18 protein-coding genes are annotated in these 15946 nt (G+C 36.5%); 9 read left to right on the top strand and 9 right to left on the bottom strand.

Annotated elements, in window-relative coordinates; all coding sequences use genetic code 11:
• Positions 1-40 precede the first annotated feature (40 nt).
• The 7 genes from ACODR7_RS13265 (at position 41) to ACODR7_RS13235 (ending at position 4717) form a co-directional block, all read left to right on the top strand.
• Positions 41-940 carry a pirin family protein gene (locus tag ACODR7_RS13265; RefSeq protein WP_488839689.1) on the top strand — a complete coding sequence of 300 codons (900 nt, stop codon included), beginning with the start codon at positions 41-43 and terminating at the stop codon, positions 938-940.
• A gap of 17 nt (positions 941-957) precedes the next feature.
• Positions 958-1497, top strand: coding sequence for an NADPH-dependent FMN reductase (locus ACODR7_RS13260; RefSeq protein ID WP_488839687.1), 540 nt, complete (start codon positions 958-960; stop codon positions 1495-1497).
• Positions 1490-2068, top strand: a complete 579-nt coding sequence (locus ACODR7_RS13255) for a TMEM175 family protein (protein WP_488839686.1) — start codon at positions 1490-1492, stop codon at positions 2066-2068. The genes ACODR7_RS13260 and ACODR7_RS13255 overlap by 8 nt, the downstream gene beginning before the upstream one ends.
• 1 nt (position 2069) lies before the next feature.
• Positions 2070-2288, top strand: coding sequence for a (4Fe-4S)-binding protein (locus ACODR7_RS13250; protein WP_488839684.1), 219 nt, complete (start codon positions 2070-2072; stop codon positions 2286-2288).
• The gene (locus tag ACODR7_RS13245) at positions 2288-2683 is read left to right on the top strand and encodes an OsmC family protein (RefSeq protein WP_488839682.1); all 396 of its coding nucleotides are present in this window, start codon (positions 2288-2290) and stop codon (positions 2681-2683) included. The genes ACODR7_RS13250 and ACODR7_RS13245 overlap by 1 nt, the downstream gene beginning before the upstream one ends.
• Before the next feature lies 1 nt (position 2684).
• Entirely contained in the window at positions 2685-2972 is a 288-nt protein-coding gene (locus ACODR7_RS13240; protein ID WP_488839680.1) for a GNAT family N-acetyltransferase, read from the top strand.
• Positions 2973-3157: 185 nt separating this feature from the next.
• Entirely contained in the window at positions 3158-4717 is a 1560-nt protein-coding gene (locus ACODR7_RS13235; protein ID WP_488839678.1) for a sodium:solute symporter, read from the top strand.
• A gap of 75 nt (positions 4718-4792) precedes the next feature.
• On the opposite strand, the gene ACODR7_RS13230 is transcribed toward ACODR7_RS13235, so the two are convergent.
• Both ACODR7_RS13230 and ACODR7_RS13225 read right to left on the bottom strand, forming a co-directional pair.
• A complete protein-coding gene (locus tag ACODR7_RS13230; RefSeq protein ID WP_488839676.1) occupies positions 4793-7021 on the bottom strand; it encodes a reprolysin-like metallopeptidase in 2229 nt (742 codons plus the stop codon).
• A gap of 276 nt (positions 7022-7297) precedes the next feature.
• Entirely contained in the window at positions 7298-9532 is a 2235-nt protein-coding gene (locus tag ACODR7_RS13225; protein ID WP_488839674.1) for a reprolysin-like metallopeptidase, read from the bottom strand.
• 578 nt (positions 9533-10110) lie between these two features.
• Between ACODR7_RS13225 and ACODR7_RS13220 the strand changes: the two genes are divergently transcribed.
• Positions 10111-10995, top strand: coding sequence for a transketolase (locus ACODR7_RS13220; protein WP_488839802.1), 885 nt, complete (start codon positions 10111-10113; stop codon positions 10993-10995).
• 30 nt (positions 10996-11025) lie between these two features.
• Positions 11026-11970, top strand: a complete 945-nt coding sequence (locus ACODR7_RS13215) for a transketolase family protein (protein ID WP_488839673.1) — start codon at positions 11026-11028, stop codon at positions 11968-11970.
• Between the two features lie 195 nt (positions 11971-12165).
• Here the strand turns inward: ACODR7_RS13215 and ACODR7_RS13210 are convergent, their stop codons facing one another.
• From ACODR7_RS13210 to ACODR7_RS13180, 7 genes are all read right to left on the bottom strand, one after another.
• The gene (locus ACODR7_RS13210; RefSeq protein WP_488839671.1) at positions 12166-12684 is read right to left on the bottom strand and encodes a hypothetical protein; all 519 of its coding nucleotides are present in this window, start codon (positions 12682-12684) and stop codon (positions 12166-12168) included.
• Positions 12662-13141: a hypothetical protein gene (locus ACODR7_RS13205; RefSeq protein WP_488839669.1), complete on the bottom strand. Its 480-nt coding sequence runs from the start codon at positions 13139-13141 to the stop codon at positions 12662-12664. The genes ACODR7_RS13210 and ACODR7_RS13205 overlap by 23 nt, the downstream gene beginning before the upstream one ends.
• A 122-nt stretch (positions 13142-13263) precedes the next feature.
• Positions 13264-13797, bottom strand: coding sequence for a DUF4303 domain-containing protein (locus tag ACODR7_RS13200; RefSeq protein ID WP_488839667.1), 534 nt, complete (start codon positions 13795-13797; stop codon positions 13264-13266).
• A 98-nt stretch (positions 13798-13895) separates the two neighbouring features.
• Positions 13896-14072 (bottom strand): hypothetical protein, encoded by a 177-nt coding sequence (locus ACODR7_RS13195; RefSeq protein WP_488839665.1) that lies wholly within the window; start codon positions 14070-14072, stop codon positions 13896-13898.
• A 25-nt stretch (positions 14073-14097) separates the two neighbouring features.
• The gene (locus ACODR7_RS13190; RefSeq protein WP_488839663.1) at positions 14098-15051 is read right to left on the bottom strand and encodes a YiiG family protein; all 954 of its coding nucleotides are present in this window, start codon (positions 15049-15051) and stop codon (positions 14098-14100) included.
• A 30-nt stretch (positions 15052-15081) separates the two neighbouring features.
• Positions 15082-15543: a hypothetical protein gene (locus ACODR7_RS13185; RefSeq protein ID WP_488839662.1), complete on the bottom strand. Its 462-nt coding sequence runs from the start codon at positions 15541-15543 to the stop codon at positions 15082-15084.
• A 17-nt stretch (positions 15544-15560) separates the two neighbouring features.
• The gene (locus tag ACODR7_RS13180; protein ID WP_488839660.1) at positions 15561-15881 is read right to left on the bottom strand and encodes a magnetosome magnetite crystal formation protein family; all 321 of its coding nucleotides are present in this window, start codon (positions 15879-15881) and stop codon (positions 15561-15563) included.
• Positions 15882-15946 lie beyond the last annotated feature (65 nt).

The following is a 15946-nucleotide window of genomic DNA, read 5'->3' as shown; positions in this document are numbered from 1 at the left end:
GATTAAAAAAAAACAATATCTTAAAAAGTATCACATCATCATGTCAAATATTGGACTTATTATTGAAGAAAAAGCAGCAGATATCGGAAATTTCCTGGTAGGAAGACTTCTTCCTTTCCGTGAGAAAAGAGCGGTTGGCCCTTTCGTGTTTATAGACCACATGGGCCCTTCAGAATTGAAAGATTATCAGAATCTTGATGTTCCGCCACATCCGCATATCGGATTATCTACATTAACTTACCTGCTGGAAGGTTCCATCTTTCACAGAGACAGTATCGGAAGTGCTATAGAAATAAAACCGGGCGCTGTGAATTGGATGACTGCCGGAAAAGGAGTTGTACATTCAGAAAGAACGCCTGAATATTTAAGACACAGTGATAAAAGACTTCACGGTTTTCAGATCTGGGTAGGTCTCCCGAAGCATCTTGAGCAGTCTGAACCTACTTTTCATCATATTGAAGCGGATGAAATTCCGGTTTGGGAAGAAGATGGTATTCAGTATAAATTAATTGCCGGCGAAGCGTTTGGAAGAACGTCTGCGGTTCCGGTGCACAGCAAATTATTTTTCCTTGAAATCAAGACAAAAGAGGCGAAGAAAATAAGCATCGGGAAAGATCTTTACGGAGAAGCAGCCATGTATGTTCTGGATGGAACCGTAACTACTGATGGAAATTCTTATGGTTCAAAACAGCTGATGATCGCCAAAGATACCAAACTTTGCGAATTTGAGATGAGTGAAAACGGAACGGTATATCTTTTCGGTGGTGAACCATTTGATGAAGAGCGTTTTATATTCTGGAATTTTGTTAACTCTGATAAAGAATTAATTGAAAGGGCAAAAGTAAACTGGAATGACCAGAATCACGAAGCATTTCCTTTGGTTCCGGGTGATGAAAACGAATATGTTCCGCTTCCAAAGGCTATTTTAAACAGAAAATAATTTCAGCTCAGATTAACATGAAAATATTAGCATTTGCCGGAAGTACGTCTTCCACTTCTATCAACAGGGAACTGGTAAAATTTGTTCTGAAAGATTTTCAGGATGAGGAAATCAATCTGATCGACCTCAACGATTTCACCATGCCAGTATTCTCTGTAGACCTTGAAAAGAAAGGTTTTCCGGAGGAAGCCCACCAGTTTTTAAAAGCTATTGAGGAATGTGATGTGATCATCTGCTCACTTGCGGAACACAACCGTTCTTACAGCGCCGCTTTTAAAAATGTCTTTGACTGGTCTTCGAGGATTAATGTAAAAGTATTCCAGAACAAGCCCATGCTGCTGATGAGCACCTCTCCCGGGGGGTATGGTGGCGGAAATGTAATGAATACGGCCAAAACATTTTTCCCTCAGTTTGCAGCAGACATCAAGGATACTTTTTCTCTACCAAAGTTTTATGAAAATTTCGATTTGGAAAGCGGTGTGATCAACCCCGACATGCTGAATGATCTGAAAAGTAAAATACAAAATTTTAAAAATCAAGTTAAAAAGAATGACTAAAGGAAGACTTGAGGCTTTCAGTGACGGTGTTCTTGCTATTATCATCACTATTATGGTACTTGAACTTAAAGTACCGGAAGGAAACAGCTGGGCAGACCTCAAACCTCTCCTTCCTAAGTTTCTGGCCTATATTTTCAGTTTTATTTATGTAGGAATCTACTGGAACAATCATCATCACCTGTTTCAGACGGTAAAGAAAGTAAATGGAGCCGTCCTTTGGGCTAATCTTCACCTTCTGTTCTGGCTTTCTCTGATGCCTGTTGCTACGGAATGGATCGGGGCTACCGGTTTTGCAAAAAATCCTGTTGCGGTCTATGGTATCGGCCTTATTATGTCGGCTATTGCTTATACTATCCTGGAACATAGCATCATCCGGTTTGAAGGTGAAGAATCAAAGCTGAAAGAAGCTATTCATTCGAAATATAAAGAGTATATCTCCATTGTATTTTATGTCCTTGGAATCGCAACTTCATTTTTTTATCCTTATATTGCCATAGGTTTTTATTATATCGTGGCTCTTATATGGCTGATTCCGGACCGAAGAATCGAAAAAACATTAAAAGAAAATTGATATGGAAACACACGAATATCCTAACGGTAACATTACCGTCATCTGGCAGCCTAAGAAATGTATTCACTCTGCCATATGTGTAAAAACACTTCCGAAAGTCTACAATCCTAAAGAAAGACCCTGGATAAAAGCAGAAAACGCCAATCCCGAAGAACTAAAAAATCAGATCGACTTATGCCCTTCCGGTGCATTAAGTTATAAATTCAATACAGAAAAATAATGGCGGTAACCGTAAAAGCAAGTCTGGGAAAAACAAAATATTATACAGAAGTAACAGCCGGCGAAAATACAATCATTACGGATGAACCGATTGATAAAGGCGGACAGAACAAAGGTCTTAATCCTATGGAAATTCTGGCTACATCACTGGCAAGCTGTACAGCAGCTACCTTGAGAATGTATATTGAAAGAAAAGAATGGGACGTGGAAAACATTCATGTTGAAGTAGAACTTGAAAATTTTCCATTAACAAAAAGAGCCGTCTTCAAAAGAGATGTCAGTTTTGAAGGTGTTCTGGATGATGAGCAGCTGAAAAGACTGCACACTATTGCGGATGCATGCCCTGTTCATAAAATATTAACCAACGACATAGAAATACTAACTAAATTCTCATAACATGATCGAAGTAAAACAAAACAACGACGAAAAACACGGAAGTTTTGAAGCTTTCACAGAGGGAAGACGCGCAGGAATGATGACGTATACCTGGGCCGGAGAAGAAAGATTTATTATAGACCACACCGAGGTGGAAGAAGCCTACAACGGAAAAGGTATAGGCAAGGAAATGCTTCTGGCTGCGGTAGATTTTGCCAGAAAAAATAATAAGAAGATTATTCCCCTCTGCCCTTTCGCTAAAGCAAGTTTTCAGAAAAGTGAGGAACTTCAGGATGTTTTAGTGAATTAGTCACTGTATTACACCCTTACAATACAACCCTTTCAGAACAGTCTCTGGAAGGGTTTTATTTTTAATAAAAAACATTGACTGAAAGCAAATTAACAATTGTAATCCGTTATGAAATGAACAGGATTTTAAATTCATGAGCCACGACTGATCTTTTTTATATATTTGCTAAAATTTAAAAATCAAGAATGAATCCAGGAACTATCCTTTTGTTATTTGTTTTCGTCTATTTTATCGGTCTTTTGGTGATTTCTTATTTCACCAGCCGGAATTCGGACAACCAGTCTTTTTTTATCGGTAACAAAAAGAGCAAATGGTGGCTCGTAGCATTCGGTATGATAGGAACCAGCTTAAGCGGGGTTACTTTTATTTCCGTTCCGGGAACAGTCGGAAAAATGACCGGCTCAGAATATATCTATGGAGGTTTTGAGTACTATATGATGGTGATCGGTTTCTTCATCGGATATTTTATTGTTGCAGCAATATTGCTTCCACTCTATTATAAGATGAATCTGACGTCTATTTACACGTATCTGGGAAAAAGATTCAATGTGGAGGCGCATAAAATAGGTTCTATCTTTTTTATTATTTCAAGAGCCATTGGAGCTACCGCAAGATTATACCTGGTAGTGAATGTTTTACAGATATTCTTACTTGAAGGATTGGGAGTTCCGTTCTGGGTAACTTCTCTTGTACTTCTGTTAATGGTACTTCTGTACACTTTTGAAGGAGGTGTAAAGACCATCGTTATTACAGATACACTGCAGACTTCTTTTATGATCATCAGTCTTGTAGCATGTATTGTTTATATTTTATCCAGTCTGAATCTATCTTTTGGGGAAGCGTATACCATTCTGGAACAGAAAAATTACACTCATTTCATCAATTTTGATCCTAATTCCAAAACCTTTTTCCTGAAAACAATTCTGGGCGGAATTTTCATTACCATTGCTATGACAGGATTAGATCAGGAAATGATGCAGAAAAATATCTCTGTGGATAATCTAAAAAATTCAAAGAAAAACATGCTGACCTTTGCGGGGACGCTTCTTATTGTGAATCTTGCATTCTTATTCCTGGGAGGATTATTATACCTTTTTGCACTGCAGCATGGCGCAGAATATGGAACTATAAACGGTGAAACAATCACGAATATTTTCGGATTTAAAGATACTGCCGGAAACATTAAAAACGTAATGGGAGACGATCTTTTCCCGGCTTTATCACTTCAGGGGTACTTCCCTATGGCTATTTCTGTTATTTTCATTATTGGATTAATTTCTGCTTTATTTCCGTCTGCAGACGGAGCTTTAACTGCTGTAACAAGCTCATATTGTGTAGATCTATTAAACCTTAATGAGGATAAAACCAAAACTGAAAAAGAGAAGAAACGTCTCCGTATGAAAGTACATTTAACGTTCACTGTCGTTTTCTTCATCCTGATCATGGTTTTCAAAGCATTGAATGATAAATCTATTGTGTATCTGATCATGGAAATTGCAGGATATACCTATGGACCGCTTTTAGGACTTTTCGCCTTTGGAATTTTCACAAAGTTCCAGATTTCAAGAAAATATTCAATTCTTGCGGTGACTATTTTAGCCCCTATCCTGACGTATTTAATCAATCTTGCTGTTACCACATATACAGATTACAAAATTGGTGTAGAATTGATTGTTCTTAACGGACTGCTGACCTTCATTGGTCTGTGGCTGGTAAAAAACAAACAACATTTAAGAGTCGTTTAATACTTTATAAAGCATAAAAAAGGCTGTTTTCAATGAAGACAGCCTTTTTCTTTTGATTGGAATCAATAAAACAGATTATTCTTTAATCCACTTAATTGTTTTCTCCAAATTCTTAGATTTAACCTTGATCAGATAGTCACCTTTAACCAAATGAGACAAGTCAAAAGTACCTTTTTTATCATGATTCAATTTATTATTTGCCTGAGTGAACACTAATTTGCCGCTTACGTCGTATACTGTAATATCATATACTTCATTTGAATTGGTGAATTTCACATTCAGTAATCCTTTACTTGGATTAGGATATACTACAAACACATCTTTATTGGCAGCAGTCTCGTTCACACCCAATGTCTGAGTGATGGTGAAGTTAACAGGATTAATATTATAGAAGACGTTCGTTTCTGCCGCTACCATAATTCTGGCCTGTGTAGTATTTACGTTTGGAATAGTGATTGTCTCAGAACCATCATTTGGAGTGGAAGCCAGGATCAGGGTAGGATACGTAAGACCACCGTCTGTGGAAAGGTAAATATTAACAGTAGCAGCATTCACCGGAGATGCAGTTGTATTGGCTACATTCCATGTTACTGTCTGAGTAGAATTACCTATCCAGTTTACCGCTGTAGCAGGTGCAGTTACGTTAAAAGGTCCGGAATTTCCATCAACGGTAATAATAGCATCATCATTGGCTACCCCAGCACAACCCGCGTTATTATCTCTTACAGTCAGCCTGAATTCCATCGTTCTTGCATAAGATGGTCTAACTTCTCCTTTAGAAACAGTACCATTGATTACATCGGTAAGTTTCGGGAAATATCTGTAAGAAACGGTTACAGGCATAAATGATCTGAATATGGCAGCATTTCCTGATGGTGTATTCCAGTCACCTTCCGGCCCTGCATCATTCTGCTCCCAGCAATAGGTAAGTGGATTATTTTCAGTATCTGTTGCAGAACCTGTTAACTTAAATGGGGTTCCTTTTGGGATTGTATAGTCATTTCCTGCATTAACAGTAGGCGCCGTATTAGCCACTGCTGTTGTCACTTGACATGTGAGAGACTGAACTTCTGAAGTAATGGATTCAAACGAGTTCGTATGAAAAATAGGAATACTATTAGAGGCTAAATCATTGGTACTTCCACAAATCCCGGCATACGCCATAATGGTAATCCCACTTCCGGGTTCTACAGCATGGGAATCCTCACGATTTCCTCCACAGCTTTCTGTTGTTGCATTGAAAGTATGCGGAGCCCCAAACTGGTGTCCCATTTCATGGGCCACATAATCAATATCGTAAGGGTCTCCAACAGGATTAGAGGAACCGGTAATTCCGTTGGCTTTGTATGAAGAATCACATATACCCGAACCGGCTAATCCACCTCCTCCGGTACTAAAGGTATGTCCTATGTCATAATTAGCTGTTCCTATTATTGAATCAATTACCGTTTGACTTTCATCAATTAATATATCTGCATCATCATTTCCTGTGAAAGGATCATTCGTATTACTTACAAATATAATATTGTTTTCAGTAGGAATGAGGATCAGTCTTACGGCAACCTCTTGTTCGTATACTCCATTTACCCTGTTTACAGTAGTTACAATAGCAGACAAAGTTTGTGCAACAGTAGGAGTAGCGGATCCTGTTGCTGCTTCTGCATATTCGTGCGTACAGGCTACCGCTAACCGAAAAATTCTAATTTGCGTTCCTACACTTGGAGCTACTGTTTTTTGGACGTTTTTTTTTCCTGATTTAAAATTCTCATCTTTTGATCCACAGCCTCTCTGCTTTTTATCAATTAAATCACCTTTTTTGTAAATGATATAATTATTGATATCCTGTTTTGCGTAAGGATCAATATAAGTATCTTCTGATACTATTGATTTTATTTGAGCGTGGAATCCTAATTCTGTAAAATCGAGTTTTATAGTAGCATATTGATCATCTACACCCTGCCCTGTCAACGTGATAATTTGGGGAAACTTACCGGCTAACTCGGGAGCCATTACTGAGGATTTCCAGATTCTGAATTTAGCTTTAGTTCCATCAGACATTGGCAAAACAATAATTGGGGCATTATCTTTACGTTCATTATCTCTCAGCTCCGGAATTGAAGCCAAATAGTTTTTCAAGCCAGCTACATCCAACTTATAGGTAAGAAATTTTTCGGGCTGTACCGTTCTGCTTTTAAATGCTGTTTTAAGTGTACGTTCACTGATTTCAGTAAAGAAATCCTGAGCTTTTCCCAGAGAAATTGATAAAATGAATATCCCTAAATAAAATAATTTTTCAATTTTCATATGATGATGTTTTAAGAAATTTAAATATAAGAATAAAAATCACAACACAATGAATAACAGTAAATTACAAGTAAAAATCTTCATGATCAAAATAAAATATAGCAAATACTGCGATTCGAAAAATAATTATCTATTAATTCACATTAATCATTAAAATCTTTTAAACTTCTATTTTCTGCCCCCAAAAAAACCAGATTTCCCCATGGGTTTCAATTCAAATAAAAAAGACTGCTTTCAATTGAAGGCAGTCTTTTTTACTTTGATCAATGAAATAGATTATTCTTTAATCCATTTGATTGTTTTCTCAAGATTCCTAGATTTAACTTTAATCAGATAATCTCCCTGAACAAGGTGCGACAAGTCAAAAGTACCTGTCTTATCATGATTCAATTTATTATCAGCCTGAGTGAACACTAATTTGCCGCTTACGTCGTATACTGTAATATCATACACTTCATTTGAATTGGTGAATTTCACATTCAGTAATCCTTTACTTGGATTAGGATATATTACAAACACATCTTTATTGGCAGCAGTCTCGTTCACACCCAATGTCTGAGTGATGGTAAAGTTAACAGGATTAATATTATAGAAGACGTTCGTTTCTGCCGCCACCATAATTCTGGCCTGTGTAGTATTTACGTTAGGAATAGTAACAGCTTCAGAACCATCATTGGGAGTAGAAGCCAGGATCAGGGTAGGATACGTAAGACCTCCATCTGTTGAAAGATAAATATTGACAGTAGCAGCATTCACAGGAAATGCAGTTGTATTGGCTACGTCCCAGGTTACTGTTTGCGTTGAATTACCCGCCCAGTTTACTGCCGTTGCAGGTGCAGTTACGTTAAAAGGTCCGGAATTTCCATCAACGGTAATAATTGCATCATCATTGGCTACCCCAGCACAACCCGCGTTATTATCTCTTACAGTCAGCCTGAATTCCATCGTTCTTGCATAAGATGGTCTAACTTCTCCTTTAGAAACAGTACCATTGATTACATCTGTAAGTTTCGGGAAATATCTGTAAGGAACGGTTACAGGTACATATGATCTGAAAAGAGGTGCATTTAATGTTGGTGCATTCCAGTCACCCGCAGGTCCTACATCATTCTGTTCCCAGCTGTAAGTAAGAGGATTGTTATCTAAATCTGTAGCAGATCCTTCCAATCTGAACGGTGTACTTTTAGGAATGGTATAATCTCCTCCGGCATTGACTGTAGGAGCGAAATTGTTGCTGGGAAGTGTTACCTGACATGTTGTTGACTGAACTTTTGTCGTAATAGATTGGTATGATTTGGTATGGAACGTAGGAATACTGTTAGGGGCTAAATTATTTGTACTTCCACAGATTCCTGCATACGCCATAATGGTAATTCCACTTCCGGGTTCTACTGCATTGGCTGCGCTACGGTTTCCATTACAACTGCCTGTAACAGCATTAAAAGTATGAGGACCTCCAAACTGATGTCCCACCTCATGAGCAACATAATCAATATCATATGGATCTCCCACTGGATTAGGAGAACCGGTAATTCCTCTTCCTTTATTAGTACTACTACAAATTGCTCCTAACCAAGCAAGTCCGCCACCTCCGGTACTGAAAGTATGTCCGATATCATAATTGGCATTTCCTATCAGTAAATCAATCTGAGTCTGGCTTTCATCAATCAGCGTACCGGCATCGTTATTTCCGGTAAATGGATCTGAAGTCGCATTTGTAAAGACTACATTGGCTTCATTAGCTACCAATACCAATCTTGACGCTACTTCCTGCTCATAGACTCCATTTACTCTGTTTACTGATGTTACAATTGCGGAAAGGGTCTGCGCAACAGTAGGAGTAGCAGAACCAGTTGCTGCCACAGCATATTCACCTGTACATGCTACAGCAAGTCTGAAAACTCTAATTTGAGTTCCTACGCTTGGAGCTACGGTTTTTTGTTCGCTTTTTTTTTCTAGTGGAGCATCCTGATCATCTTTCAGCCCACATGTTCTTGGATTTTTATCAATTAAATCACTTTTTTTGTAAATGATGTAATTATTGATATCCTGTTTTGCATAAGGATCTATATAAGAATCGCCTGCGACTATAGATTTTATCTGCGCATGAAATCCTAACTCTGTAAAATCAAGTTTTAGGGTTGCATACCTGTCATCAATTCCCTGTCCGGTAAAAGTGACAATCTGAGGAAACTTGCTGGCTAATTCCGGAGCCATCACGGAAGATTTCCAGATTCTGAATTTGGCTTTCGTACCATCTGGCATTGGAAGAACAATAATCGGAGCATTTTCTTTGCGGTCACTGTCTTTCAGTTCCGGAACAGAATTAAAATAACTTTTCATTCCGGCCACATCCAAGGTATAGGTAAGTGACTTTTCCGGTTGTACAGTTCTGTTTTTCGGATCTGCTTTGATGGACCTCTCACTGATTACTGTAAAAAAGTCCTGTGCTTTCCCGGAGGAAACGGATATAATGAATATCCCCAGATAAAATAATTGTTTAATTTTCATATATAATGGTATGTAATTTTTATTAATTTAATCATTAGAGCCAAAAGCTAAAGAATAATTAGGTAAAGGTTTATAATTCAAATATTATTGAATTATAAAATTAGTTAAATTTATCAAATATTATATATTAAAATTCAAAAAAAAATGATATTCCGTAGCAAAAAATCAACAATCGAGCTACCACAAAGCATTCAGCTCAATACGTAACTTTTCTTTATTAAAATAACCGGTTTTATAGACTTTTGTATTGTAGTTATCTTTGATCCGAATGATATAAACACAATCAAAAAATAAAGAAAAAGAAATTAAAAAACCATTGAAAAAAATATCTCACTCTTCATTCACATTTACAGACATCAATGCTCAGGAAAATTTTGAAGTATCAACATTATGAATAGAACCGTTTAAAGTCTTTATGCCAAAGATTAAAACTGAAAAAACTGCTGAATAAAACTTACGAACTCTGGTAGAGAGAAGAAAAACAGGGTAAAGGCTGTTAAAGGCAGAAAAATTATCAAATCATATTCAATCCGGGTTTTTACCATCCGGATTTTTGTATTTCCGTAAGCCGGCAAAAAATTGTAAATTCGCATGCAAATAAATCAGATATAATGAGTAAAAGTATTGAAGAGTTAAAAACTCTTACTACGCAGATCAGAAGAGACATTTTAAGAATGGTTCATGCTGTAAATTCAGGACACCCTGGTGGAAGCTTAGGTTGTACAGAATTCTTCACAGCCCTTTATGGTAAAGTGATGAACTATAAACTTCCTTTCACAATGGAAGGCAAAAATGAAGATCATTTTTATCTATCAAACGGACACATTTCTCCGGTATTCTACTCTACTTTAGCAAGATTTGGTTTCTTCCCTGTGGAAGAACTGAGCACTTTCAGAAAATTAGATTCAAGATTACAAGGGCATCCAACTACTCATGAAGGACTTCCGGGAATCAGAATCGCATCAGGTTCTCTTGGACAAGGACTTTCTGTAGCTCTGGGAGTGGCTGATGGTAAAAAACTGGATGGTGATCAATCTCTTGTTTACTCTCTTCACGGAGACGGTGAGCTTCAGGAAGGTCAGATCTGGGAAGCATTGATGTATGCTGCTGCCAAAAAGGTGGATAATATCATTTCTACTATTGACTACAACGGTCGCCAGATTGATGGTGATACAGATGATGTATTAAGCTTAGGAAATCTTCATGCTAAACTGGAAGCATTCGGATGGATTGTTTTGGAAGAAAAGAACGGTAATGATCTTGAAGCTGTGATTGCAATCCTTGAGAAAGCAAAAACAGAAACCGGAAAAGGAAAGCCTGTAGCCATTCTTCTTCATACAGAAATGGGTTACGGAGTTGATTATATGATGGGATCTCATGCATGGCATGGTAAAGCTCCTAATGACGAGCAGTTGGAAACAGCATTCAAGCAATTATACCTAGAAGCTCCGGCTGATTACTAATATCTTAACCTCTCTATTAATAAAATAAAAATGAAATATACATATACAGAAAAAAAGGATACTCGTTCAGGATTCGGGGCAGGATTAGCTGAACTGGCTGACAAAAATCCTAATGTAGTAGCACTTTGCGCAGACCTTATCGGTTCTTTGAAGATGGAGAAATTCATTGAGAAGGCTCCTGAAAGATTCTTTCAGATTGGTATTGCAGAAGCAAACATGATGGGAATTGCGGCTGGTCTTAGTATCACAGGAAAAATTCCTTTTACAGGAACTTTCGCTAACTTCTCTACTTCAAGAGTATATGACCAGATCCGTCAGTCTATCGCTTATTCTAATAAAAATGTAAAAATCTGTGCATCTCACGCAGGTCTTACTTTGGGAGAGGATGGAGCTACTCACCAGGTTCTTGAAGATATCGGTATGATGAAAATGCTTCCTGGAATGACAGTAATCAATACTTGTGACTACAACCAGACTAAAGCTGCGACTCTTGCGATTGCAGATTTTGAAGGTCCTGTATATTTAAGATTCGGAAGACCGGTAGTTCCTGTTTTCATTCCGGAAGATATGCCTTTCGAAATTGGAAAAGGAATTATGCTTCAGGAAGGTACTGATGTAACGATTGTTGCAACAGGACACCTTGTATGGGAATCTCTAGTAGCTGCTGATGAGCTTGAAAAAGAAGGTATTTCTTGTGAGGTTATCAACATTCACACGATCAAGCCTCTTGATGAAGAGATCATTTTAAAATCTGTTGAAAAAACGGGTAAAATTGTAACAGCTGAAGAGCATAACTACCTTGGTGGTTTAGGAGAATCTGTTGCGGGTATGCTTGCAAGAAAAAGACCTACAAGACAGGAGTTTGTAGCCGTAAATGATACTTTCGGAGAGTCTGCCACACCAGCAGAATTGATGAAGAAGTATAAAATTGATGCTACTGCAGTAAAAGAAGCTGTAAAGAGAATTTTAGCTTAATATAAGCCATTTTATATAAAAAAATCCGGCGGTTTCTTCGAAACCGCCGGATTTTTTGTTGGCAGATTTGGGAAAATCTGTTTTTTGTGAGATATAAACCAATCCGTCAAAAATTCTTTAAATTTTCGCCATCCCTCCAAAAGAGAGGAATGGTTATACCTCTATTTTTTATAGTATTAGTTTTTACCCTGCTTATTATTTTTCTTCCTGATTCAGAGGGATTCCTACAGCAATCAGTATGGGACACAATATTTCTCTGATGTATTCATTTTCTCTTCTTTCAGAAGCTTTTGAACCTGAAAAGTAATTACTTATCCTGTAGCTTTTCACAAACTGATTTCTCTTTTTCCCGATGGAATAATAATATCCACCTCTTTCATCATTCACAAAATAAGTCATTTCATCAAAATTCATAAGTTTTTTGGAGAGAAACAGTTTTCTGTAAATACATTTTTCGGATTTATCAAAAATATATTTCACCGGAATTCTGAAAAAGAGATCAAAAAGAAAATAGGCCATATAAACAGTCCATAATCCTATAGCAATTTTGAACTGGTCTCCGGACATTTTATCCATAAAATAGTAGAACATCACAGGAAGAGCAATCACTCCCAATGCCAACCCCCAGATCAAGGTTTGCAGGAAGCTATAATTGGGCATAAAGCTTATTTCACTTCCGTTTTCTTCAAAGTTATAACAGTCTCTGATGTCCATTGTAAGGATTATTAATATTCATAATATCCTCTGTTTCATTGACCATTTTCTGTATTCCTTTCTGGGTAATCGTCTGGCCTATTGTGAGCCGTTTCTCTTTACCATCAACTTCAAAATAAACAGATAGTATTACATTTGTGGTAATAAAGCCCATATATTTAGTGGCCAGCATATGGAAATTCCTAAAATTTTCTATCGGATATGTTCTGGCAGGAACAAAAATCGTATGTTTTCCTGTAATGATCTTTTGGTCCATATCAATAATGAATTTCTTGGTAAAAAAATTGATCATAATAAGTGCTACAACAGCAATAATAATATAGCTAACAGTTCTTGCACTATTAAAGATCAGCCCTGCGACAATGAGAAAAATAATACACAGTACGGTTATAAAGACTGGCTGGTTTTTAAAAATATATTGGTTTCCTTCTTGTTTATAAAATTGATAGTGGTTCATAAGTAATGTAATTGTTCTTTATATATTGGATGAGATTATATTATATAAGAGGCTTCTGAGACAATTATTTTATCGGGCTTCATATGTATATATTTAAAGTGTTTTTTTAATTCTTCATATTTTTAATTGCCCCAGGTAGCCATCCAGTTCAGATATTCACTTTTGTATTTATTATCATTAAGTCTGATGATAAGATCTTTAAGATCCTTTTTCTCAAATTCATAATCTGAAACCGTGAAAATCAGGAAAATATCTTTGCCTGTGATCCCGGTAAAAAAGTTCTCATTCTTAAGCTTTTCAAGCACTTCAATGCAGGTAGAATATAACTTAGCCTGAAAACCATCAAACCACAGATCATCGTCATCGTGTTTCTTAAGTTCTTCTCTCAGTTGAGTGCAGATCAGATCAAATTCTCTATTGGCTCCTACCATTTCGTAAGTCCATTCTGCCGGTTCATATTTATAATAAAGAGCATCGTCTTCATCCGCATTCTCCATTACTTTCAATGTATTGGCAGCAGTACAAACCGTCATTGCTCCCTCATCGCTGTACAGAGCAAAACTGTAAACTCCCTCTGCCCCATGTTTTTCATACACTTCTAAAAAAGCTTTCCTGGCTGCATATTCAATCTGTTGTCTCACAATTTCAAAATTCATACTTCTTTTCTTTTTTAAAATGGGTGGTAAAATTACCTTTATCCTGTTGAATCAGCACATTATATTCTTATAAAGGCTGTTCAATTTCATGATTATAGCTATCTGTTTTTATTATACATGATTAATCCGGGGATTAAAATAGCTGCCCCAATGAGGATAGGAATCAATTCCCCATATATAAACAACCAGGAAGTTTCTCTGGATGGTCCAATTTTAATCACCACTACCAGGCAAAAACCTATAATAATCAGAATAATTCCTATTATTTTTTTCATAATATCAAGTTTAATTGTTGGTACATCAGTCTACAAAACTGTTATAACGATCAAGGATGTAACCTGCATCTCTTTCCAGATCATCAAGATCATTGTTGAGCTCCTGATTATTTTCATTCAGACTTCGTTGTACAATTCTCATTTTACCAAGAAAATCATTTACTGAGTTGTTGAATGCCTGGTAACTGCTTTCTTTCTGCTTTTCTGAGTAAGGAATTTTTTCATTGATATTTCGTTTGTACAATTTTTCCATCTGCTGATACTGTTGGGAAATTTTTTTCTTATACACATTCATATCCTTTACATCATAGGAATCATCGATTATTTTCTGAGCCATTTCCATAGTTTCTCTGGATTGGATAATCTGTATTTTAAGCGGATGATCTTTGAGGGTTTCTATTTCTGCCTTATCTGCCCTGGGAGAAAGTTTTGCAAACAAATCAGTGGCAGCAGTACGGTTTTCTTCAATAAGTTTTTTTGCTTTTTCACTTATTTCTGCCACCTTTTTACCTTTATCATCTTTCCAGTCTTCTGCTTCTTTATATGTTTCCAGATCTTTCTTTAAAGCTTCCAGTTGGGTCATAGTATCCTTCATTATATCAACAGATTTCTGAAAGTCTTTCCCCAACACATCAGGAGCCTTCAGTGTCTGATGAGCATGCATCATAATTGTAGGAGTAAAAATCGGTGAGATTCCGGAAAACTGAGTATTGGCAGCTTTATTTTTTACAAAGTCTTCCATCTGAACCAATGAATTCCGGAAGTTTTTGATAAAGTCTGAATGCGCATCATCCATTTTTACCACTTTATTATTAAAAGAAATAATATCTCTGTTGGCATCTCCGGAATTTATACTGAAAGGATTTACCTGTTGAGTCTTATTTTGTGAAAGTTTTTCTTTCATCTTTTCCAGCTTGTCACATGATATGCCGGAAAAACTCAGGAAAAATACTCCTGCGACGATTAATGATTTTTTCATAATTCTATATTAAAATTTGAGTAGGTGTTTTTATTTGACTTTTATATTAACATCTTCCAGTTCGTTTACAATTTCCTGCATCTTTTTTTTACTGAAAGACTGTGATATTAAAGGACGTTTAAGTTTTGATACATTATTAAAATCAGCATACAAATAACATCCTAAAGGAAGAAAGCCCATCCTGAATGTCTGCAGTTCAAAGCCCTCAAAATCATCCATATTGTAAATAAATTTCTTCCGGTTCAAACCACTGTTTGTTATTGTAAGCAGCTGATTTGTTGAATCAAACATTATCTTTGGCGGAATAAAAGAAACGATGGTGAGCAATAATGAAAATATGAGCAAAACAATTCCTGTTTTCAAGTAGCCGGTATTAGTGATAAGCAGTATCGAAATACATACCCAGGCTAGTCCTATAAGATGCTGAAGTCCCATATATTGCTTCACCAGATAATTCGGACCTTCTTTTTTTACATGTTTAAAACCTTCCATATCCAAGAATTCAGATATTATCCGATGAAAGAGAATTTATCCTCGAACATTTTCCCGATCAGAGGTAAAGGTTTTTCAACATCATTAGCTGCATTAATGATTCCGATGATCATTAATATCAAAGGAATAAAACCCAATACTCCAATCATTCCAATTTGGGTTACCACCAATATAATATTGAGAATGATTGATAATATGATTGAAAAAATAATGAGTCCCAGTGACTGCTTCAGATGATATCTTAAAAGATTGTTCGATTTCTCTTTTCCCATAATGAAGGAAATCAGCCATCCGAACAGCGTGATGTAAGAAACAATTGATAATGTTTTGTTATCCATACTTGTAAAATTTTAAATTAATATTATTTGATTTTCCTTGGTTCAAAATTGCATCAGAAAAATAT

Source organism: Chryseobacterium sp. FG46 (assembly GCF_057809135.1).
The sequence above is the reverse complement of the archived record's forward strand: the minus strand, read 5'-3'. Positions and strand labels throughout refer to the sequence as shown.

Bases quoted from the DNA above. Each gene is read 5' to 3' on its own strand.
- ACODR7_RS13195 (WP_488839665.1), bottom strand. From the start codon at position 14,072: ATGAAAAAAATAATAGGAATTATTCTGATTATTATAGGTTTTTGCCTG.
- ACODR7_RS13180 (WP_488839660.1), bottom strand. From the start codon at position 15,881: ATGGATAACAAAACATTATCAATTGTTTCTTACATCACGCTGTTCGGA.
- ACODR7_RS13250 (WP_488839684.1), top strand. From the start codon at position 2,070: ATGGAAACACACGAATATCCTAACGGTAACATTACCGTCATCTGGCAG.
- ACODR7_RS13185 (WP_488839662.1), bottom strand. From the start codon at position 15,543: ATGGAAGGTTTTAAACATGTAAAAAAAGAAGGTCCGAATTATCTGGTG.
- ACODR7_RS13225 (WP_488839674.1), bottom strand. From the start codon at position 9,532: ATGAAAATTAAACAATTATTTTATCTGGGGATATTCATTATATCCGTT.
- ACODR7_RS13215 (WP_488839673.1), top strand. From the start codon at position 11,026: ATGAAATATACATATACAGAAAAAAAGGATACTCGTTCAGGATTCGGG.
- ACODR7_RS13210 (WP_488839671.1), bottom strand. From the start codon at position 12,684: ATGGACATCAGAGACTGTTATAACTTTGAAGAAAACGGAAGTGAAATA.
- ACODR7_RS13190 (WP_488839663.1), bottom strand. From the start codon at position 15,051: ATGAAAAAATCATTAATCGTCGCAGGAGTATTTTTCCTGAGTTTTTCC.
- ACODR7_RS13260 (WP_488839687.1), top strand. From the start codon at position 958: ATGAAAATATTAGCATTTGCCGGAAGTACGTCTTCCACTTCTATCAAC.
- ACODR7_RS13230 (WP_488839676.1), bottom strand. From the start codon at position 7,021: ATGAAAATTGAAAAATTATTTTATTTAGGGATATTCATTTTATCAATT.
- ACODR7_RS13235 (WP_488839678.1), top strand. From the start codon at position 3,158: ATGAATCCAGGAACTATCCTTTTGTTATTTGTTTTCGTCTATTTTATC.
- ACODR7_RS13240 (WP_488839680.1), top strand. From the start codon at position 2,685: ATGATCGAAGTAAAACAAAACAACGACGAAAAACACGGAAGTTTTGAA.
- ACODR7_RS13255 (WP_488839686.1), top strand. From the start codon at position 1,490: ATGACTAAAGGAAGACTTGAGGCTTTCAGTGACGGTGTTCTTGCTATT.
- ACODR7_RS13200 (WP_488839667.1), bottom strand. From the start codon at position 13,797: ATGAATTTTGAAATTGTGAGACAACAGATTGAATATGCAGCCAGGAAA.
- ACODR7_RS13265 (WP_488839689.1), top strand. From the start codon at position 41: ATGTCAAATATTGGACTTATTATTGAAGAAAAAGCAGCAGATATCGGA.
- ACODR7_RS13245 (WP_488839682.1), top strand. From the start codon at position 2,288: ATGGCGGTAACCGTAAAAGCAAGTCTGGGAAAAACAAAATATTATACA.
- ACODR7_RS13205 (WP_488839669.1), bottom strand. From the start codon at position 13,141: ATGAACCACTATCAATTTTATAAACAAGAAGGAAACCAATATATTTTT.